Here is a 21,919-nt window from a genome sequence, read left to right as displayed (position 1 = left end):
ATGTCCGACGACGGCTTGCGCTTCGTACCACCGCAACGAGGCCGCCGCATAACCGCCTATACCGGCGACTTCTTGAGGAGGAGAAGAATGAGGACAAGCGGGCCCTCATCCGAACGCTCCTAGCCGAAAAAGAAGCCAGAGACGTGCCCGCAACTCCGCGTGGGACACTCACGACAATCCAAAAGCAACGTAAGCGGAGCTTTTCTCCCATTTGATTGATTGGTTTCGCTTCGGCTTTCGCTCTGCGATTCTTGGCTGGTCAGAGAGCCAAGAGGAGACTGAAGGCGATGGAACAATCGGGGGAGGAAGCCGAAGCTGATGGCTTTGTAGGGAAGCTTACGCGCCGGACGCGTTCTGGAGGCCGGTTATGGTCTGCGGAGATCAAGGGGCGCGCTGTTTTCGAGAGCATGAAGCCCGACGCCCGGGTATGTGATGTCGCACGGCGTTATGGTGTGAAGGCCCAGCAGTTGACGAGGTGGCGCAGATTGGCGCGTGCTGGCCGGCTCGCATTGGTCACGGACGACGCGGCGGATTTCGTGTCGATCGAGCTGAGCGATCCAGTGGCGTCAGGCAAGAGCGAGGGGCCCGTCGAGATTACGATTGGCAAGGTTTCGGTCCGCCTGGATGCGGACGTGTCGGCGGTGCGGATCGCGGAGATCGTGACTGCGATCGAGCGCGGCGCATGATCATTCCGGCGCAGGGACTGCGGATTGTGCTTGCTGTGCGTCCTGTTGACTTCCGGTGCGGGCACGACGCGCTGGCCGGTCTTGTGCAAAACACGCTTGGGCTCGATCCGCATTCGGGCCTGATCGTGGTTTTTCGTTCGAAGCGCGCCGACCGGCTGAAGATTTTGCTATGGGACGGCACGGGCCTCGTTTTGGTCTACAAGCGCCTTGGCCGCGATGGTCGTTTCGAGTGGCCGCAGATCAGCGACGGCGTCATGCATCTGACGCGCGTGCAGTTCGAAGCTACCCATGTTGATGCCCCTCCTTGTTAGGCTGACAGATTCTTAGATCAAGTTGCGCGATGACGTGGTTTCGAAGGTCTCCGATGGCGTGAAGAACGGATGGTGTATTCGGGAAGAGATAGGCGCCGCTGGGCTGGCGATCAATTAGCAAACGCTTGGTTCGGATCTGAACATAGAGCCAGTTTACTGGAATCTCGAGCCTTCGGGCCAGTTCGGGCGGGCTGAGGTATGAGTCGTCATGCTCCCATCGGCTGCGCTGGGCAGTTACCTTGATGGCGGCGGCACGACGGAGCCGCCCAACGGTGATAGGCAGCACCTTATCGGCGCAACGGGGAGAGCGGTGACCTTCCCGAGTAAGGATTGTGGCGATCTTGTCGTCTGGGACGCCGTCGCGAGCGAGCGTCAGAAGGCGTTCCCGCATCTCTGTGCCTCGCGTCAATCTGGTGACGGAGTTGACGCTCATCTTCACTTCGAGCTCCGTCACGGCGCCTCCCCGCCAGACGATCCTAGCCAGGGCCAAGTCGCGCTCACCGCGGTCGAGAACGACCTTTTCGATGAGACATCGCAACAACGCCTTGCGATGCGCATCCGAGATAGTCTCGTCACCCCATATCTGCGGGAGGCGGCCGGTGAGGCTGATGACCTTGTCGTTGAGCTCCTTGCTTATGGCCACTTGTGTGATGGCTTTGGGCGGCGTCTGTCGGGCAAGCGCCTCTTCGGCGGCGCGCACGTCGTTTAGCGCCGCTTCCCATCGACGCTCGAGTTCCGAGGCGACCAACCGATTATCTGGATCAGCTCGGTTGAACTGCCGTTCGGCGAGCGCCGCCGTGTATCGCTTGCGCTCGAGCTCTCGTTCTGCACTGGAGCGTAGCGCATTGTTCGTCTGCTGCTGCACCCGGCGGGAGCGCGACAAGGCATCGAGTTCGGCCGGCGCTAGTGCGGTTAGGAATGCGTCGCCAACGGCTGCATCGATATGGGCGGCGCGGATGTGTTGGCAGGTTGGCTGACCTTCCTGGGTACGCAGGTGATTGCATACATATTCGCCGCCGCCCTTGTAGCGGACGTACATCTTATGGCCACATCGTGCGCACCAGGCAATGCCGTGGAGCAGGAGCTCGCCATTGCGAGGCGCGCCGCGGGTTTTGATGCGCATGTATTCGGCTCGGTTATCTCTGATGACGGATCGGATTTTTTCATAAATTGGCCAGTCGATATAGGCTGGATATCGATCTTTAACGACGATCCGCCACTCCTCCATCGGCCGCGGAGCCTTTTGTGGCAGGGCCCCCTCCCGCTTCGGCGGCCGGAAGCGGGTTCGTCCATAGACAAAGGCGCCCGCGTATGCGGGGTTCTTCAAGATCGCCGCGACGGCAGCCAGCGTCGCGCGCGTCCAGCACAAATCGCCATATCGATCACGACGCGGCAGTTCCAGGTCACGCTCGTTCAACGCTCGCATGACCTTGGCAACGCTGCGCAGCTGCAGGAATAACTGGAAGACGAGACCGAGCCGCCCTTGCACGGCCATGTCGGGATCCTTAACGACCACACCGCTCGGGTCCCGCATCAGCCCGATTGGCAGCATAACCGCAAGTTCGCCGCGTTCGGCTTTGGCCAGCAGGCCGGCGGTCAGCCGGCTGCGGATCGTATGTAGCTCAAGCTCGGAGATCGAACCCTTCAGCCCGAGAAGCAACCGTCCGTTGGGAGTGCCCGGATCATAGACACCATCGCGGTCGGCGATCAGGCAGCCACGTAGACCACAGATATCCAGGAGCGGATACCAGTCGGTACAATTACGCGCCAAGCGGGTCACGTCGATCGACAGGATGAGTCCCACTTCACTCAGGCCAACACGGCCAACGAGTTCCTTGAAGCCGTTACGCTGTGCTATAGACGCGCCGCTCAACCCGAGATCGGCATCAATCACGTCGATGGCCGCCTCACGCCATCCGAGTTCGCGGGCGCGCTGGCGAAGCGCGTATTGAAGGCGCAGGCTCTCCTGATTGCTTACGACCTGATGGGGCGTCGACTGCCGGATGTAGACTACGGCTTTGCGCGCCAAGTGGCTTGGTGTGACCAGCTCGGACTTCATGAGGGATCTCCGCCAAAATTGCGGCGACGTCTTCGACGATCTGGCGTCGGAGCGCGGGCGTCAGCGTCGACCAAAGATCGGCTGGATCCATGCTCATGTGCGTCGGGACAATCCGCTGTCGATAAAAGCTCGAGTAGAGCCTCCATACTCAGCTTAATCTGATTTGCCTCTTGCTCATAATATTCGATTGCGGTTGCTTGAATCAGAAGACTGCTTCCTGCGCGATACTCAACTTCATACGAAGCGGGAATGCCTCGGCCTCGCTGACCGATCTTCCTAATCACTCGATATGAGCGCCCCCACAAAGGATGGTGGGGGTCCCGAACCTCGACCACCTCCGGAAATGATTCGTCAGACTCACTATCAGGGACATTCCTCAATCCCCTCGTTTGAAGGGCTGAACTGGAAGCGAGTGGGCGAACGGATTGTCGCGACGCCAGCTGCGGCGAACTGACTCAGACCCGACAACCTGTTTCGCGCGGGGCTTTGGGATGATAGCTTGCGGATGTGCCGCCGTCCCCCATTGATCCCGCCCGTCTTGCAGCGCTGCCCGCCGATTTGCGCGCGCTCTTCCGCGCGCAGGAAGCGATGATTGAAGCCGAGCGTCGTCGCGCAGACGATGAATGCTCGGCGCGCCTTCATGTCGAGAGTGAACTGGCTGCGTCCAAAGAGAGCGTCGAACGCCTCGAACTGCTCGTGAAGGAGTACGAGCGCGCACGTTTCGGTAAACGCTCGGAAAAGTTCAATCCCGATCAGATGCAACTGGTTCTCGAGGACATCGAGATTGCCATCGCCGAAGTCCAGGAACGCCAGGACGATCGTGCGCGCCGCGCCGGCACGGCGCCGTCCAGCCGCCGGACCAGGCGCGCTGCCCGTGCCTTTCCCGCGCACCTGCCGCGCATCGAGCAGGTGATCGAACCCGAGAACCTCGAGTGTCCCTGCGGCTGCGGCCGGATGGTCCAGATCGGCGAGGATCGCTCCCGCCGTCTCGATGTCATGGCCGCCCAGTATCGTGTGATCGAGACGGTGCGACCGCGCTACGCCTGCGCAAAGGGCTGCACCGGTGTTGCTCAGGCGCCGGCGCCCGCCCATCTCGTGGAGGGTGGCATCCCCACCGAGGCGCTGCTGGCGCAGGTGGCGGTCGCCAAGTTCAGCGAGCACATGCCACTCTATCGTCAGTCGCAGGTTCTGGCTCGGCATGGCATCTTCATCGATCGCGCCGTTCTGGCAGACTGGATGGGAACGGTCGCCTTCCACCTCGCGCCGCTGGTCGAGCGCATGAGCGTCGTGATGAAGCAATCGGGCCGCTTGTTCATAGACGAGACCAGGGCGCCTGTGCTCGATCCGGGCCGGGGCCGAACGAAGACCGGCTATCTGTGGGCTGTCCTGCGCGACGATCGCGGCCACGGCGGCGCTGATCCACCAATCGTGGTCTACCACTACGCGCCAGGACGCGGTGGTGACCATGCTGAGCGCATCCTCGAGGGCTTCGACGGCATCCTTCAGGTCGACGGATACCAGGGCTATCATCGGCTCGCACGGCCCAAGCGCAAAGGCGGCGTGCCGCTGCGGCTGGCCGCATGTTGGTCCCACTCAAGGCGCAAGATCATCGCAGCGACTCCGAAAGCCGGCTCACCCATCGCCGAAGCCGTTCTCGCGCGCATCGCCGCACTCTATGCGATCGAGAAGGAGATCCGTGGCGCCGACGCCCCGGCTCGGCAAACGACCCGTAACGAGCGATCACGGCCGCTCGTCGCTGAACTCGAGAGGTTTCTGCGCGAGCAAGCCGCTCGCCTGTCGCCGGGCAGCGAGATGGGCAAGGCGATCGCCTATCTCCTGAACCATTGGGATGGCCTCACCTTGTTTCTCGACGATGGTTGCGTTGAGATGGACACCAATCCCGTCGAAAATCAAATCAGGCCGCTGACTCTGACGCGTAAAAATAGTTTATTTGCTGGTCACGACGAAGGTGGTCGTTCATGGGCGCGCATAGCTTCGCTCATCGCCACCTGCAAAATCAACAGCGTGGAGCCCTACGTCTGGATGAAAGCGACGCTCAAAGCGATCGCAACCGGTCACCCGCAGTCCCGGATCGACGAGCTCCTGCCCTGGTCGTTCGGCCGCACCTCGTAATTCTCCGTCGTTGCCGCCTCCATACCCCCCGCCAACGATTTGCAAACACGTTGATCAACAGACTGCAATCCCCACGCCAAACCTTTGCGAATGGGACGCGAACATCGCTTACAAAGAAGGCGATGAGCACGGTGAGGGCACCATGCTGTCTGAACGCAACCAAACCTACGAGCAGGATGAGTTGCGCGCCTACAACCGCAATGAGAACTTTATACGGGCCAAAACGGTCAGTCAGAACGCCGCACGCAACGTTTCCCGTCACGGCTCCGAAACCGTAGGCAAAGAGTGCGGCTGAGAGCAGCGGCACCCCGGCAAGCAGAGAACCGATGATGAATACGCTCGCATAGGAGTAAACGATGAACTCGGAAACGACGACGAATAACGTCACGGAAAGGATACCCTAGTACCCACTTTTCTTGGAACGTGAGTCGTGATTCAAGGTCGGGATGATACCCGAAGCAAGAGAAGTCCACCTTTCGAGGAAAGATCGCAAGGTGCTTGAGGCGTGCTGTCGCTCACCGGTGACGTTGCAGCGCGATTTGAAGCGGGCGCGGATAGTTCTGTTGGCGGCGGATGGGCGCAGCACCCGGTCGATCGCCAAGGAAGTTGGGGTCCAGCCGCGGATTGTCAGCCTTTGGCGGCATCGCTATGCCGACCATGGCCTTGAAGGGCTGCAAGACAAGCCGCGGCCTGGCAAGCAGCCGATCTATACGAAGACGACCGACAAGCGGATTCTGAAGCTGCTGGATAAGCCGCCACCGCAAGGGTTTGCGCGCTGGACCGGCCCCCTGCTGGCCGAGGCGCTGGGCGATGTCGATGTCCAATATGTCTGGCGGTTCCTGCGCAGCCACAAGATTGACCTGGTGGCTCGCAAGTCCTGGTGCGAGAGCAACGACCCGAACTTTACGGCCAAAGCCGCCGATGTTGTCGGCCTCTATGTCGCGCCGCCGGCGAAGGCCATTGTGCTGTGCGTGGACGAGAAGCCCTCGATCCAGGCTTTGGAGCGAGCGCAGGGTTATCTGAAGTTGCCCAATGGCCGCGCCTTGACCGGCCAAAGCCACGATTACAAGCGGCATGGCACCACAACATTGTTTGCGGCGCTCGAAGTCGCCACCGGAAAGATCATCGCGACCCATTCAAAACGCCGGCGCCGCGTCGAGTTTCTCGATTTCATGAACAGCGTCACCGCGGCTTTTCCGAACCGCAAGCTTCACGTCATCCTCGACAACCTCAACACCCATAAAAAGAACGAGGACTGGCTCAAGGCCCACCCCAACGTGCAATTTCATTTCACGCCGACAAGTGCGTCATGGCTCAATCAGGTCGAAGTATGGTTTTCCATCTTGCAGGGGCAGTCGCTCAGCGGCACCTCCTTCACGAGCCTCAAGCAGCTTCAGGAACACATCGATGCCTACGTCAACGCATACAACGACAGAGCCGAGCCCTTCGTCTGGACCAAGAAAAAGGTCCGTCAACGCCGTTTCAAAGGCCGCCGTATCACTCAGCTCTGATTCCGGGTACTAGAGGGGCCGCATGGGGGGCAACCGGTTCCGGTATGATGTCTGTGAGACCATGAGGTGTGAGCTTTCAGTAGGTTGTCCATCCGGTCCTGAACGAGGAAGCTGAACCTGCCGAAGCTTTAGCCTACCCCTTAAGGATCGGATGAACGCCCCCAAGAATGCGCCATTGACGCCGAAAGGCCATGGCGCCAATCTTGATCGAGGCTGGCCTGACGAAGGCTGCAGTGCGCTGCAACTCGCCGTTTTCGGCGAGGACGGTCGCCAAGTTTAAGCGTTCGGCGAGGAAGGAGTGGATGGACCGTGATCGCTCCACAAGACCTCTTTTATCCAAGCCAAATCCTGCCTTCCCATGCGCAGAAGCCGGAACGTTGGGACGACAGCGCCACAGGTCAAACAGATCTCAATCGAGGCCGGTAGGGTCGCCGGCGACCTTCAGCCCTATCCGGCGCCGGCTGGGATTAAACCGATTGCGCAACCTGGGCCCGGCTGAGCCGGAGCGACGCTATGAACGTGGGCATTCCGGCGGACCCGATCCGGGTCGGTATCCAAAAGCTCGGCAAGGTGACCATATAGGCCAGCGGTTAATGGACCGGACAGGACAGAGCAGCCTGCGGGGGAGGACTGCCGAGACGGACGCCTCGGTCTCAAGCACATCGGTACAAAACTCTATAGGAGCCCTTTACCGATCAATCGGCTCAGAAATACAATCTGTTGCATGCCGCCTTATGCTCACCTCGGTGGATTTAACACTGGAAAAAATCGATGCATCAAAAGTGCGCTCTAGAAGTAAACCCGATCGGTCCGACGCGACAGCCGGCCCGCGAATCGGCCGAAGCCGAACACGCCCGCAAGACCTACAGCAAGCGAAGAAAGCCTTCTGGCGTTGATGACGCAACCAAAAGGAATTTTCACCATCTGCGGGTGATTTCCGAGAGGGTCTTTCCTTTCTTCTTGGCGGGTCGACAGTTTTCTTCCGCTCTCACAGGGAAGTCGCGGGTGCGCAAAACACTTGGCGAGAAAAGTAGTCGCTGCGAAGGATGTGCTTGAGGCCAATCTTCATTGTCGCGGTTCCGCCACCCTCGATCCACATCCTTATTTCGAAGTGGCCATTCCACCGATGGGCTTGTGGAGATCTGGAACAAGAACTCCTATGGGCGACTTCGACCTATGTCATTCTCGCGCACGTGCCTCGCGATGGTGTGTTCTCAACGGCGCTGGTGCGCGGATCCACCAAGCCCATACGCAACTCACTTTTTGCCCTTTGTCCTTCTTGGACAGCGACGAAGAGCGGATTGACGCTGAAGAATTGTAGCAACCAGACTGCTGATCGCGTGGGATACTCGATCAACTCGAGCGCTGGGGATCGCTATAACTTTGCAATAGGCGGCGAGTTGGTTGAAGTTCAAAGCTTTGTCAGTTCGCAGCTAAAAATCGAACTGAGTTCAAATGAGTCGCGTTTCGGAGCAACCGGTCGACCGCATCACAATTCCCCTCCTGCAGCGGTGGAAGCAGGACGGCCGGCGTCTAGTCATGACGACTGCCTACGACGCGGTTGCGGCGCCTATACGGAAGGCTTTCAGCAGTTCCATGATGCGCTTTCGCGCGGGGCAGCGGATGTCCGCCGTGGCGCGTTCCCCGGCCCGCAAGAGTCCTATCGGCTTCCCGAAGGCGTTGGGGAGGCAATTGCCAACTGGGCGCCATCCACCTCAAATTATCACGAGCGTCGCTGAACTTCGCCGCACTCTCGCAAAATCCCGCAGTGCCAATCAAAGGGCCGGATTGTGCCGACGGTGGGCTATCTCCACGATGGCCACCTGGCGCTGATCGCAGCGAGCCAAGCAAAATGCGATGTGACCGTCGTCAGCATCTTCGTTAACCCCACTCAGTTCGGAGCAAATGAAGATCTCAGCACCTATCTGCGCGACTTCTTGCGCGATGAAGAACTGTGCCGGGATCTGGTGTTGCGATCCTCTTCGCGCCCGATGCACAGGAAGTCTATCCGAGCAATTTCGAAACCTTTGTTGAACCTGGCGACCTCGCGAAACCTCTATGCGGCGCTTTCAGGCCCGGACATTTTCGCGGTGCGACTGTCGTCTGCAAGTTGTTCAAACATGGTGCAGCCCCACGTCGCTTTTTTGGGCCAGAAGGATGTTCAGCAATGCGTAGTCGTGCGTCGCATGGTGGTTGATCTCAATGTCCCGATCGAGATCGTCACCGTACCGACGGTTCGTGAAAAGGATGGGCCCGCCATGAGTAGTCGCAATCGCTATCTCAGCTAGGAAGCGCGCGGCAGGCCCTTGCAATCAACCAGGGGCTGCCCGCGGCGCTCGATGATTTTCGGTCTGGAGAGTCCAACGTACAAAAGCTGATTGCGGCTGCCAAGGCATTTGGAGGCGGTTGACACATTGCAGTATCTTGACTTATCGACGGTGACACGCCCAAAACTGCCGATAGTCCACTGCGACTCCCCGCGGCGCTATGTACGGCCGCCTACGTTGGCTCAACGCGTCGGATCGACAAAGTGATATTGGCGTTGCCAACTCGGTAGCGCAAGGCGTGGACAAGCCAGAGCGCAGCTTATTGAGCTGACAGAAACGCTCAAAGCACTGTTCCGAGAGGCATATCGAACTGGCAGCAGAGGGCAAGCCCCGAGACCCTTTGTTCGGCGAGTTAGCGAAGCGATAGCGGGCGCGCACTGAATATGCGGGGCTAAGAATTTGTGTTTAGCAACTCCGCAAGTCTTGCGACGGTGATCAGTCGTCCGTGAAGAATGCAGATCGGCCTGAGAGATAGGCAGAAGTTGTCTCGATAAAGTATTCGATTTTGCAGGAAAGCCGGGTGTTGGGCCGCGGTTTCTTGCGTTTTGGGATTTTGCTTTCGAGCGATTCGTGATTCCCTGACGGACGGGTCATCGGCATTGGGGACGGCGATGAGCAAACCGCGGGATGATCGCCAGAAAGACCTGTTGCTTCCGGCGCTCGATCAAATCATCGACATGGGCCACCCGCTGGTGCGGTTGGCGGCGCTGATCGACTGGAAGTTTCTGGATGACCGCTTTGGTTCGGTGTGCCAAACCGGGCCGGGGCAGCCTGGCCTACCGACGCGGCTTGTCGCCGGCCTGTTCATTCTGAAGCACATGCACAATCTCTCGGATGAGGTGCTGTGCGCCCGCTGGATCGAGAACCCTTATTACCAATACTTCTGCGGCGAGTTAAGCTTCTGCCACCGGCTGCCGTTCGATCGATCGTCGATGACGCGCTGGCGCCAGCGGCTCGGCGAGGAGCAGCTCGTCGCGTTGATCCAGGAAAGTCTGTCGGTGGCACACAAGACTGGCGCCATCGGTCCCAAGGACCTGGAGCGAGTGGTGGTCGATACCACGGTGCAGCCCAAGGCCGTTGCCCATCCGACCGACGCGCGGCTGATGCATCGGGCCATCACCAAGCTCGTCGGGCTTGCCAAGCGCAACCGTGTGCCGCTGCGCCAGAGCTATCTGCGCCTGGCCAAGCGCGCCGCCATCATGGTCGGCCGCTATACCCACGCTCACCAGTTCAAGCGCGCCCGGCGCCAACTCAAGTTCCTGCGGACGCGGCTTGGCCGGATCATCCGCGACATCCGCCGCAAGATTGATGGCGATGCGGCGCTGGAAGCGCGCTTCGGCCCGCTGCTCGATCTGGCGCAGCGGGTGCGCAGCCAGGATCAGCATCAGCGCGGCCCCAAGGTCTATGCGTTGCATGCGCCGGAGGTCGAGTGCATCGGCAAGGGCAAAGCCCGCGCGCCTTACGAGTTCGGCTGCAAGGTCAGTATCGCCACCCCCGTGACGTCCCCGAAGGGTGGACAGTTCGTGCTCCATACCAAGGCGCTGCACGGCAATCCCTTTGACGGCCACACGCTCGGCCCCGTGGTCGCCGACATGGAGAAGCTCACCGGCGTGGAGGCTCGTCGTATCCACGTCGACAAAGGGTACCGTGGCCACAACTACCCGCACCGGTTCAGGGTCTGGATCTCGGGTCAGGTTCGCCGCGTCACGGCTTCCATCCGGAGCGAGATGAAGCGTCGCGCGGCTGTCGAACCCGTCATCGGTCACGTCAAGGCCGAGCACCGCATGGACCGCAACTATCTCAAAGGCAGCGTCGGTGACCGCATCAACGCCGTCCTCGCCGCGGCCGGCTACAACTTCGGCCTGCTCCTGCGATGGCTCGCAGAACTCTTGCGTGCCATCATCCGCGCCTTCGCCGAAACTGTCCCGGCTCAAAAGATCGCTTAAATCAGCGCTCGTCCGCGTTCTTCACGGAGGACTGATCAGCGGCGAACTCGATAAACCTTGGTATAGTGCTTTGCAGCCGATGCTATATCACTCACTTACCTTTGTAGAGTTGAGTACCGGTCAGGTCGTTTGTAATTCCGATGTCGAAGTGCGAAGCCTGAACTAATGCCCGGCTAGAAGTCGTTGCGTTCTAATCAACTATTCTTGTCGGGCCTTTCGCCGATAAACGCAAAAAGGGCACGAGCTCTACAGCGGGGGCTCTAGCACAGTCGCCGCATTGCTGACCATTGCCTTAAAGTTGGTGGCAGATTTACATCCCAATTCCGAATACGAGTTGACATGACATTTACCGCGCTTTTCATCAAACGTCCGGTATTGTCAATCGTCGTGAGTTTCCTGATCTTGCTGATCGGCTTGCGCGCCGCGGTCCTACTGCCGATCCGGCAATATCCGAAGCTAACCAATACGGTCATCAATATCACGACTGCCTATCCTGGCGCCTCGGCCGAAATGATCCAGGGGTTCATCACCACTCCCCTGGAGCAAGCAGTCGCGTCCGCCGAAGGCGTCGACTACTACAGTTCCTCGTCTATGCTTGGTGTCTCGACTATTCAAGTTTACATCAAGCTGAACTTCAATCCAAACGAAGCGCTCACGGAGGTGCTCTCCAAGGTCAACTCAGTCAAATACCTGATCCCGAAGGAATCAAACGATCCAGTCGTCACGAAGTCGAGCGGTCAGACGAATGCTGTCATGTATATCGCTTTCTCCAGCGATGAGCTAGCGGCCAGTGCGATCACCGACTACCTCACGCGCGTCGTGCAACCGGTTATCTCAACCGTCGACGGCGTTTCAGCGGCTGACATCCTAGGCGGCCAGAGTTTTGCGATGCGGCTATGGCTAGACCCTGCGAAAATGGCTGGGCATGGCATATCGCCGGCTGAAGTTTCGGCTGCAATCGCAGCTAACAACTTCCAGGCTGCGGCAGGCCAGACCAAGGGCTATTTCACTATCTCCGATGTCACAGCAAATACGGATTTGCGGAGTGTTGACGATTTCAAGCGTATGATTGTCAAGTCGAATGACGGTGGCTTTGTGCGCATGGAAGACATTGCGGTAGTCGAACTTGCCGCGCAGATGACGGACACTACCGTCACGATGAACGGCGACCACGCGGTCTTTGTCGGCGTGCAAGCGAGCCCGGAAGGCAATCCGCTAAACATAGTGCGAGGCGTTCGGGCGCTGTTTCCTGAAATGGAGCGTAACCTGCCGCCGCCGCTGAAGATGAAAGTGGCCTACGACTCATCCAAGTTTATTCAATCATCGATCGACGAAGTGAAGAAGACGCTCATTGAGGCCGTCGTGGTTGTGGTCGTCGTGATCTTTCTTTTCCTGGCCTCGCTGCGGTCTGTCATCATTCCTGTGGTTACTATTCCGTTGTCTCTCGTTGGTGTCTGCAGCATGATGCTGGCGCTGGGGTTCTCATTCAACCTCCTGACGCTCCTTGCGATGGTTCTCGCGATCGGCCTCGTGGTCGACGACGCAATCGTGGTGGTGGAGAATATTCATCGCCATTTAGAAGAAGGAGCGGCTCCGCTACAGGCTGCTACAAGGGGCGCGCGCGAGATCGTCGGTCCGGTTATCTCCATGACGATTACCTTGGCTGCGGTATATGCCCCGATCGGATTCCTTGGCGGCCTCACCGGTGGCCTGTTCCGCGAATTCGCGTTCACGCTGGCAGGAGCGGTGATCGTGTCCGGTGTGGTCGCTTTGACGCTGTCGCCCATGATGTGCTCTCTCTTCCTGAGGCGCGCCAAGGGGGGACGATTTGCAAGGTTTGTGAACCGCGGGTTCGGTGCCGTAACACGATGGTACGGCCGCAAGCTCGACCGTTCGCTCGACTATCGCCCAATTACCGGCCTATTTGCGCTGACCATGTTGGGACTTGTCGGCTTTCTCTATATGCATATTTCCAAGGAACTAGCGCCGGAGGAGGATCAAGGTATCATATTCGCGCTAACTAAGGCGCCGAAATACGCCAATATCGACTACCTCGACTATTATGGCACCAAGCTTGAAAGCGCGTTGAAAAAAGTTCCAGAGACTGACTTGAGCTTCGTGTTCAATGGCATTGGCGGCCAGCAGAGTGGCATGGCCGGCATGTTGCTCAAGCCTTGGGACGAACGCAAGCGATCATCGATTGTACTAAAGTCGCTTGTTCAGGCCGAGCTATCCAAAATCGAAGGCATCAACGCGTTTGCCTTTAGCTTGCCTCCGCTGCCGGGCGGTTCTGGTGGCCTACCAGTCCAGATGGTGATCAATTCGACTCTTGGCTTTCAATCGATCCACGAGCAGATGTCAAAGTTGAAGGATGCCGCGCAGAAGAGCGGCCTCTTCATGGTGAGCGACTCCGACCTCGAGTTCAACCAGCCGGTGGTACGAATCAAGGTTGATCGATCGAAGGCTAACGAGCTTGGCATCACCATGCAGACCGTCGGTAACGCGCTCGCCACCTTACTTGGGGGAAATTACGTCAACCGCTTCAATCTGCAGGGCCGCTCCTACGAGGTGATCCCGCAGGTGCCGCGAGAGGAACGGCTAGTGCCGCAATCAATCGGAAGCTATTATGTGAAGACTGCGACGGGATCGATGCTTCCGCTGTCTACCGTAGTCTCCACCGAGACTGCGACCGATCCGAATGCGCTCACCCACTACAACCAGCTCAACTGCGCGACCTTTCAGGCCGTGCCGATGCCCGGCGTCACGATCGAACAGGCCGTGGATTTCCTAAAAGCCGAGGCGGAGAAACTGCCCCCAGGCTTCAGTTACGACTTCCTGGCCGACGCCCGCCAGTACGTGCACGAGGGTAATCAATTGGCGATTACCTTTGCATTTGCCCTCATCATCATATTCTTAGTGCTTTCGGCGCAGTTCGAAAGTCTGCGCGATCCGCTCATCATCATGATCAGCGTGCCGATGGCAATGGTCGGCGCCTTGATTCCGCCGTTCCTCGGCTGGGCGACCATGAACATCTACACCCAGGTTGGACTGTTGACACTGGTCGGGTTGATTTCAAAGCACGGCATCCTAATGGTTGAGTTCGCCAATGAGCTGCAGTTCAAGGAGAGATTTGACCGTCGCTCGGCTATAGAGATGGCGGCGCGTGTCCGACTGCGCCCAATCTTGATGACCACGGCGGCAATGGTCACGGGCTTCATACCCTTGTTGACGGCAACGGGAGCTGGCGCCGCGAGCCGGTTCTCGATCGGACTCGTTCTCGCCGCTGGCATGTCTGTGGGCACGCTGATCACGCTATTCGTGCTCCCGGCGGTCTATGTCGCGATCGCGTCCGATCACCGTGGTAATGGGGGTGTCGTCCGCGCGAACCTCGCCGAGCGCGACTTCACCAGCGCTGCTGATGCCGAGGTAACAAAGCATGACCATCAAATCATCTAGGTTTGCTAGTGTGACGCGCGAAGGAGCTTAGGACCACTTCACGGTTCTTTACACATCGAGAACTTCGCGTGCTTGGTGCCAAACTGGGCGCATCTTTTCGGCGGTTAACAGTCGGAGATCCGCCGCTGCCGCCCCAGGTTAAAGCGGCGCCGGGTATTCACGGAGACCTGACGCCCAAGCTCGACCAAAGGAGAATCGGTGCCTCTCTTGATCAAAAAGGAGGGCTGACAGATCATCGCAAGGCTCAGCCCCTTCGGAACATTGCTCGATATGATCTAGCCGGTGATGCAGGCTGCCTTGTCGAGAACGAGCAGATCACTCTGGAGCCGTCCGTCTCTCTCAGCGCAAAACACCCGGTATGCCAGCTGAATGCCTTCCGTGAGCGAGGTGGTGGCTCGCCAGCCGAGTCTGGACAGCCGACTAACATCCAGCAGCTTGCGCGGCGTTCCGTCCGGGCGCGACGTATCCAAGCTGATTTCACCGCGAAAGCCGACGGCGGCCGCGACCATCAGTGCTAAATCGGCGATGGTGATGTCCTCGCCGGTGCCGATATTGACCGGTTCCGGCGACGAATAGGTCTTCATCAGGTGCACGCAGGCATCCGCCATGTCGTCGACATAGAGGAACTCGCGCCGGGGCGTGCCGGTGCCCCACACGATGACGCGCTTCGCTCCCGAAACCTTCGCCTCGTGGAAGCGGCGGATCAGCGCGGCGACGACGTGGCTCAGCTCGGGGTGATAATTGTCGCCGGGGCCGTACAGATTGGTCGGCATCACGCTGATGAAGTCGCTGCCATACTGGCTGCGATAGGCCTCCGCCATCTTGATGCCGGCGATCTTGGCGATCGCATAGGGCTCGTTGGTCGGCTCCAGCGGACCGGTGAGCACGGAATCCTCGCGCAGCGGCTGCGGCGCCAGCTTCGGATAGATGCAGGACGAGCCCAGAAACATTAGCTTCTCGGCGCCGTTCTGATGCGCGGCCTGGATCACGTTCGCCGCAATCGCGATGTTGTCGTAGATGAACTCGGCGCGCAGCGTGTTGTTGGCGACGATGCCGCCGACCTTGGCCGCGGCGAGGAAGATCACTTGCGGCCGCGTCCTGGCGAACCAGTCGAACACGGCGGCCTGGTTGCAGAGATCGACCTCGCGCCGGTCGACCGTGACGAGCCGCACCTCCTCCCGTGCCAGCCGGCGCACCAGCGCGGCTCCGACCATGCCGCGATGGCCGGCGACGTAGACGCTCTTGCCCCTCAGCTCAAACGGTGCGTTTGCCACTGGCCGCATCCCGTTTTGTCTCCGCCAGATCGCTCGTCATCATCTCCTCGACGAGCTGGGCAAAGCTGCGCTTCGGCGTCCAGCCGAGCACCTCGCGCGCCTTGCTGGCGTCGCCGACGAGAAGATCGACCTCGGTCGGACGGAAATAGGTCGGATCGATCTTCACCACAATCTTGCCGCTCGTCTCGTCGACGCCGGTCTCCTCGACGCCCTTGCCGCGCCAGGCGATGCGACGGCCGACATGCGCAAAGGACAGCTCGACCATCTCGCGCACCGAGCGCATCTCGCCGGTGGCGAGCACGAAGTCGTCGGGCTTGTCGGCCTGCAGGATCCTGTGCATGCCCTCGACATAGTCCCTGGCATGGCCCCAGTCGCGCTTGGCCTCGAGATTGCCCAGATAGAGCGTCTGTTCCAACCCGACCTCGATACGGGCGACGCCGCGGGTGATCTTGCGGGTGACGAAGGTCTCGCCGCGGATCGGGCTCTCATGGTTGAACAGGATGCCGTTGCTGGCGAACATGCCGTAGGCTTCGCGGTAGTTCACCGTGATCCAGTAGCCGTAGAGTTTTGCGACGCCATAGGGCGAGCGCGGATAGAACGGCGTCGTCTCCGTCTGCGGGATCTCCTGCACCAGGCCATAGAGCTCGGAGGTGGAGGCCTGGTAGAACCGCGTCTCCTTTTCCATGCCGAGGATGCGGATCGCCTCCAACAGGCGTAGCACGCCGATGGCGTCGGCGTTGGCGGTGTATTCCGGGCTCTCGAAGCTGACGGCGACATGGCTTTGAGCTGCGAGATTGTAGATCTCGGTCGGCCGGATCTGCTGCACCAGGCGGATCAGATTGGTCGAATCCGTCATGTCGCCATAATGCATCAGGAACGGCACGTTGCCGGCATGCAGGTCCTGATAGAGGTGATCGACCCGCGCGGTGTTGAACGAGGACGAGCGCCGCTTGATGCCGTGCACGACATAGCCAAGAGACAGCAGATGCTCGGCGAGATAGGCACCGTCCTGCCCGGTCACGCCGGTGATGAGAGCGACACGCCCCTTTGAGTTGCGAACCGTCATGGTCTTCCTTAGTTGCACCGGAAAGAGCTGCACTCTGAGAAATCATTGCGAAGCCGCTTCTCGAAAAGATCGATATGCGGATGCGCGCTCCATCGCAATTAAAGGATACGCTCGGCAAGCCAAGTCATACACCGGACTCAGGAAAACACACCATATACATTGATTTAGGTGGACTGAATGATGCCGGCGCATGAGCTTCAAAGATGAAAGTCGAGCGAACCCTCGCAACGGCGACGATCCCAAGCAGGCGGGATGGATGGTAGGCCCTGTTAGACGCGCTCGGGGGCGCTTTGCCTCCTCGCGATATTTCTGGGGTCCTTATCTTTCCACGCGCGCAGGTATGTTTTCCGTTTGGTCCCTCATGGCGCGGAAGAGTGACGTGGTGAGACTTCCGACTAGAAGACGCAGCCTTCGCGGCTCATAATCAGCGCCGCTTTGCTAATTGCGGGTACGCAATGGACGGCCTGACGCAAAACAGAATGAGAAAGAAAGGCAAACGTTGGTATAGACTTTGTAACGTTTCGATATCGAAATCTTACGTTCGTACAATGGAGCTTTGATGCCAGTCCTCTAACTTGACCGGGCATAAGTTGCCTCTGTCCAATCATGAAAAGTCTCTTAAACCCTCATCGCAAGTGTGTTTCCAGCAAGTCGGGAGCAGCTGCGCAAAGAGATGAGCAGGGACTATGCGGAACGTGGGCAGATCTCATCTTTCTGTCTGAAATGGAGCGAAGCCCAGACGAAGCGTCACTCGCCCGGGAGAATGATTAGTGAGACGCGAGGACTCAGTTGTTGCCATATTGACCGTGCCCGGCAAGCTGGCATCGCTTCTCGCTTCTTCTGAGAACACAAACTGCGTCCTGAAATGGCTCCTCGGTGAGAGTGAGCCAAGCAAGATAACCTGCTTCACCGTAGGATAATTGGCTTTCCGTTCTGTTCGAATGCCCTCAATCTATGGAGCGAGACTATTTGATACATCTTGGCAGCGGCTTGTTGCGCCGGCGACAGTTAGTGAGGCCGTCGAGCGAGCCTGTTTGGGCGGACTTGGATGCGCCGTGCAGGCGCACTAGCGCATCTGATTCTGCTTCAGGCAGTCACGCCAATGGCGATGGCATCGCAGTGTTTCTTCGATCGGCCAGCCAAAAGCGGAATCTAGCTGGGCGAAGCGATGATGGCCGGGAGATCTAAATGAGGCCAGAGAATGCGGCGGTGATAAAGGCGCCCGCTGAAAATCCCGAACCTAAACCTGTTACCTTTGGGCAAACGAAGTTTGCGACGGTGCTCCTGTTGGAGGAACGTCAGACTTCTTGAAGCTGGGCTGCATGGATTGATATGTGTGGAATTGTTGGCATTTTGGGCCGTGGTCCGGTCGTTGATAAGTTGGTCGCGTCGCTCAGGCGATTGGAATATCGTGGCTACGATTCCGCGGGCCTCGCAACTCTCGAAGGAGTCCGGATCGAGCGCCGCCGCGCCGAAGGTAAGCTGAGGAACCTTGAGGAGCAGCTGCGCTATTGTCCGCCGTCGGGGCATGCTGGCATCGGTCACACCCGCTGGGCGACTCATGGAAAGCCGACCGAAAGCAATGCTCATCCGCATGCGACGGAGAATGTCGCGGTCGTTCATAACGGGATCATTGAGAATTTCCGCGAGCTGCGAGCCGAGTTGGAGCGGAATGGAGCCGGCTTTAACTCGGAGACGGACACCGAGGTAGTGGCGCATCTCGTCGATTCCTATCTCAAGAATGGCTACTCGCCGCAGGATGCGGTACAGGCGTCACTGCCGCGACTGCGTGGTGCCTTCGCGTTGGCATTCCTTTTCAAAGCGAACGACGATCTTTTGATCGGTGCTTGCAAGGGCTCGCCGCTCGCGATCGGACATGGTCGCGGCGAAGTGTATCTAGGATCGGACGCAATTGCGCTCGCACCTTTGACCGACACCGTCACCTACCTTGAAGACGGCGACTGGGCCGTGCTTACGCGCGCAACGTGCGTGATTTATGGTGCAGACGGCTCTATCGTCCAGCGGGAAACAACAAAATCTGGCGTATCAGCGCTCCTTGTTGACAAAGCGAATTACCGCCACTTCATGGCCAAAGAAATTCACGAGCAGCCGACAGTGGCCGGCAAGACATTGGCGCATTATCTCGATGTGGTGGCCAAACGCGTCGCCCTGCCGCTCGCGTTGCCCTTCGACTTTAATTGCATTCAGCGCATTTCAATTACTGCGTGCGGCACGGCTAGCTACGCTGGGCACATCGCCAAATACTGGTTCGAGAGGCTCGCGCGTTTGCCTTGCGACGTCGATGTAGCCTCTGAATTCCGCTACAGGGAGGCGCCTCTGCGCCGGGGCGATCTCGCAATAGTCATCTCGCAATCGGGCGAAACCGCTGACACATTAGCTGCCTTGCGATACGCCAAGGGCAAGGGCTTGCATACGATATCTGTGGTTAATGTACCGACGTCGACGATTGCGCGCGAGAGCGAATCCGTTTTGCCTACCCTGGCAGGGCCAGAAATCGGCGTCGCTTCCACCAAGGCATTTATCTGCCAGCTGATGGTATTGGGGGTGCTTGCCGTCAGAGCAGCTAAGGAGCGGGGTAAGCTGTCTGAAATCGATGAATCGCAGCTCGTGCGCGAGCTCATTGAGGTGCCGCGATTGATTGCTGCGGCCCTGTTGGTCGAGCCCCAGATTGAGAAGCTCGCGCGTTATATCGCCGGCGCGAGGACAGTACTCTATCTCGGTCGTGGCACATCGGCCCCCTTGGCCTTGGAGGGCGCGCTCAAGTTGAAGGAAATTTCCTATATCCACTCAGAGGGCTACGCCGCCGGCGAGCTCAAGCACGGCCCGATCGCACTGATCGATGAGGCTGTGCCTGTGGTGGTGATCGCGCCTTACGACGAGGTCTTCGAGAAGACCGTCTCTAACATGCAAGAGGTGGCCGCTCGGGGCGGCAAGATCATCCTGATCACCGATGCGAAGGGGGCGTCTGAAGCGATGGTAGACACGCTCCTGACCATCGTGCTGCCGGCAATGGTCGCAAGCTTTACGCCGCTGGTCTATGCCATTCCGGTCCAGCTCTTGGCTTACCATACCGCGGTCGAAAGGGGGGCGGACGTGGATCAGCCGCGTAATCTTGCAAAATCGGTCACGGTGGAATGAGGCTGGAGTGTTAGTATCAAAGCATTGAGGTCTCGGCCTCGAGCCATTCGGCGCGCGGGCTGGCGCTGTTCGGCACAATCTGTGCGGGTCTCTCGGATTGACAATTGGATCACAAAAGGAAAAGGCTCCCGTGAGGGAGCCCTTTCGGACGAAATAGTTGTTTAGACTCAGGTCGTGGCTTTTGGCAGCGAATGTCCCCGAAGCGACAACACTCCCGGAGTGCTTAGGGCCGCGTGTATTGCAAACTCCCTTGGCGATGTCAAGTTCCATTTTGGGGAGCGTTGAAGGACTAAATGCCTGATACTTCGTATGAATTCTTGGTTAAGTTCTTCGAGAACTATTTGCCATTCACTCCGACCCCGGGACAAGTTGCTGTTTTTCAGAACGATCTCTCCCTAGTCAGTCCGTACCTTATGGAAGCGGCTCTGGTCGAGCTGAAGAACGGATCCGCAGGAAAACGACCGGGATCGCCGGTGAATGGCGGCCGGCTCTTTTCCAAGTTTACAACCGAAAGGTGGCAGAACATGCCCAGTTGTTTGGCCTGTTCCATTCGTTCGAAACCGCTTTTCGGTCCACCGTGGCCGTCACACTGGAGCGGCATTACGATCACCAGCGGTGGTGGCGGAAGATCTATGATGAGTTGCGAAATGGCAACAAAGCTCGATCCGTAAAGAAGATCGGAACTGTGCCAATACCATCCGACGCTGCACACTCACTCGGCGACATCATCTACGCCATCGACGGGGACCGATTCCAGCGAAATCTCGTTGGAGGATTTGTAAACGGGTTCCAGTTTGTCGAGGCTTGCGATCTTAGTCACATAGCGCGCCTGATCGAAGATCACTGGTCCATATTTTCTTCCCGATTCGTGCGCGGTCCAAACCGCCTCTCGCTGGATCACTTCAAGCGGAAATTCAAAACGGTTCGTGATGCTCGAAATGATGTGTATCACCACAAGTCGATCGCACGGATGACCGATGTCGTCTTCAACGCAGAAGATCTACTTGATTACCTGGACTTCTCTCTGAATTTCGTGTGCACAAAAATCGGTGAAGCTACGCACACAAATTTGAAGTTCGCCGTTGCCGTTGAAATTCGTCACCGAACTTGGTGAATGTCCACTATCGGGATTGCGTCTCTTTCGCCGTGAAGGCCACTGATCATCTGCTCGAAAGATCGGGCTTCATGTTCGTCGCGGCCGCTTTGTCGCGATAGACGGCAAGGCCGCCGAACGCCCGGATGTCGCGTATTCCGCCCTTAAATGCGCTTTGGGGGGAAAGCCTTCCCCTACGCCCGAGCCTGCGGTCTCGGCCGCCCCCTTTAGAGTGAGAGGGCGGACGGGCTTCGCCATGACGGGTTGAAAACCGAGGAGAGGCCTCCGGTGCCTGTCGTGGAGATAACCCATGACCCAAGTCGGAGTTCTGAGCCCCGCCCGCGACCATGTCGGCGGCTACAAGGTGGACGTGACCCGCGGCGAGCGCGTCGGTCGAGTATCGTCGGAATGGTTCCCGCGGCCAACGGATGAGCGCTATCTATCCCTGTCGGACCTCTATGCCACGGTGCGTAGACGGACCGAGCGAAGCCGGACCCGAACGTTCGAGAGCACTGCGATCCGGGTTGACGCCGGCCGCGACGATGCCGAGCGCCTGGCTCTGCTGCTGCCCGATTCCGAAAAGCCGATCGCGCGGACTCACTGGAGCTTCGGCCAACTTGCCGACTTAGTTGGAGCGCCGGCGGCTTACCTCCGCTTCCGGCGCCGCTCGCTGGCATCAACCTGCAGTTCGGCCTCAGCTCTGATCGAGCCGAGTAGCTCAAGACGCTCGAGATAGAGGATGGTCGCGTCGAGCTTCGCGCCGCTACTGGCCCCGAATATGGCCGTTATCTAAACAGTCAAGCTGTCTCACCAGCTTTTCACTGATCCCTTCCCATCGACGTTGAGCGTGACGCCGCCCACAAGCGGTGGCGATCCCGTGCGCTCGCGTCGCTCCTAA

General features: G+C 58.8%; 13 protein-coding genes and 2 pseudogenes. 12 read left to right on the top strand and 3 right to left on the bottom strand.

Annotated features, from left to right (window positions below; translation table 11 throughout):
- The first annotated feature begins 287 nt into the window (after positions 1-287).
- Positions 288-686 carry a transposase gene (locus ACFLEY_RS39965; RefSeq protein WP_026193420.1) on the top strand — a complete coding sequence of 133 codons (399 nt, stop codon included), beginning with the start codon at positions 288-290 and terminating at the stop codon, positions 684-686.
- A complete protein-coding gene (gene tnpB / locus ACFLEY_RS39960) occupies positions 683-997 on the top strand; it encodes an IS66 family insertion sequence element accessory protein TnpB (protein WP_060909080.1) in 315 nt (104 codons plus the stop codon). Before ACFLEY_RS39965 ends, tnpB begins: the two co-directional genes overlap by 4 nt.
- Here tnpB and ACFLEY_RS39955 read toward each other — a convergent pair.
- Positions 969-3,056 (bottom strand): recombinase family protein, encoded by a 2,088-nt coding sequence (locus ACFLEY_RS39955; RefSeq protein WP_049810452.1) that lies wholly within the window; start codon positions 3,054-3,056, stop codon positions 969-971. The genes tnpB and ACFLEY_RS39955 overlap by 29 nt on opposite strands.
- A gap of 588 nt (positions 3,057-3,644) precedes the next feature.
- Between ACFLEY_RS39955 and tnpC the strand changes: the two genes are divergently transcribed.
- The 7 genes and pseudogenes from tnpC to ACFLEY_RS39920 all read left to right on the top strand — a co-directional run bounded on the left by tnpC (position 3,645) and on the right by ACFLEY_RS39920 (position 14,429).
- On the top strand, positions 3,645-5,189 hold the full coding sequence (tnpC, locus tag ACFLEY_RS39950) for an IS66 family transposase (RefSeq protein ID WP_224517700.1): 1,545 nt from the start codon (positions 3,645-3,647) through the stop codon (positions 5,187-5,189).
- A 142-nt stretch (positions 5,190-5,331) separates the two neighbouring features.
- Entirely contained in the window at positions 5,332-5,484 is a 153-nt protein-coding gene (locus ACFLEY_RS39945) for a hypothetical protein (RefSeq protein WP_304567176.1), read from the top strand.
- A 151-nt stretch (positions 5,485-5,635) separates the two neighbouring features.
- Complete coding sequence (locus ACFLEY_RS39940; protein ID WP_026192128.1) at positions 5,636-6,700, top strand: IS630-like element ISRj1 family transposase; 1,065 nt, start codon at positions 5,636-5,638, stop codon at positions 6,698-6,700.
- Positions 6,701-8,001: 1,301 nt separating this feature from the next.
- On the top strand, positions 8,002-8,439 hold the full coding sequence (locus tag ACFLEY_RS39935) for a hypothetical protein (RefSeq protein WP_129557487.1): 438 nt from the start codon (positions 8,002-8,004) through the stop codon (positions 8,437-8,439).
- Positions 8,393-9,257 (top strand): annotated as a pseudogene (gene panC, locus ACFLEY_RS39930) (pantoate--beta-alanine ligase). Before ACFLEY_RS39935 ends, panC begins: the two are co-directional and overlap by 47 nt.
- 381 nt (positions 9,258-9,638) lie before the next feature.
- Positions 9,639-10,973 carry an IS5 family transposase gene (locus ACFLEY_RS39925; protein WP_060909234.1) on the top strand — a complete coding sequence of 445 codons (1,335 nt, stop codon included), beginning with the start codon at positions 9,639-9,641 and terminating at the stop codon, positions 10,971-10,973.
- Positions 10,974-11,312: 339 nt separating this feature from the next.
- Positions 11,313-14,429: an efflux RND transporter permease subunit gene (locus ACFLEY_RS39920; protein ID WP_060910355.1), complete on the top strand. Its 3,117-nt coding sequence runs from the start codon at positions 11,313-11,315 to the stop codon at positions 14,427-14,429.
- Positions 14,430-14,704: 275 nt separating this feature from the next.
- On the opposite strand, the gene ACFLEY_RS39915 is transcribed toward ACFLEY_RS39920, so the two are convergent.
- Positions 14,705-15,712 carry a GDP-L-fucose synthase gene (locus ACFLEY_RS39915; RefSeq protein WP_011084445.1) on the bottom strand — a complete coding sequence of 336 codons (1,008 nt, stop codon included), beginning with the start codon at positions 15,710-15,712 and terminating at the stop codon, positions 14,705-14,707.
- Positions 15,684-16,769: a GDP-mannose 4,6-dehydratase gene (gmd, locus tag ACFLEY_RS39910; RefSeq protein WP_060910356.1), complete on the bottom strand. Its 1,086-nt coding sequence runs from the start codon at positions 16,767-16,769 to the stop codon at positions 15,684-15,686. Before gmd ends, ACFLEY_RS39915 begins: the two co-directional genes overlap by 29 nt.
- Before the next feature lie 1,332 nt (positions 16,770-18,101).
- Here gmd and glmS point away from each other — a divergent pair.
- The 3 genes and pseudogenes from glmS to ACFLEY_RS39895 all read left to right on the top strand — a co-directional run.
- Positions 18,102-19,928: a glutamine--fructose-6-phosphate transaminase (isomerizing) gene (gene glmS, locus ACFLEY_RS39905; protein ID WP_211434221.1), complete on the top strand. Its 1,827-nt coding sequence runs from the start codon at positions 18,102-18,104 to the stop codon at positions 19,926-19,928.
- 514 nt (positions 19,929-20,442) lie between these two features.
- Positions 20,443-21,042, top strand: a complete 600-nt coding sequence (locus ACFLEY_RS39900; RefSeq protein ID WP_129557488.1) for a hypothetical protein — start codon at positions 20,443-20,445, stop codon at positions 21,040-21,042.
- 289 nt (positions 21,043-21,331) lie between these two features.
- A pseudogene (locus tag ACFLEY_RS39895) lies at positions 21,332-21,831 on the top strand (DUF932 domain-containing protein); the annotation flags it as partial.
- Positions 21,832-21,919 lie beyond the last annotated feature (88 nt).

Source organism: Bradyrhizobium sp. YCK136 (assembly GCF_044570075.1).
Classification (GTDB): domain Bacteria; phylum Pseudomonadota; class Alphaproteobacteria; order Rhizobiales; family Xanthobacteraceae; genus Bradyrhizobium; species Bradyrhizobium diazoefficiens.
The sequence above is the reverse complement of the archived record's forward strand: the minus strand, read 5'-3'. Positions and strand labels throughout refer to the sequence as shown.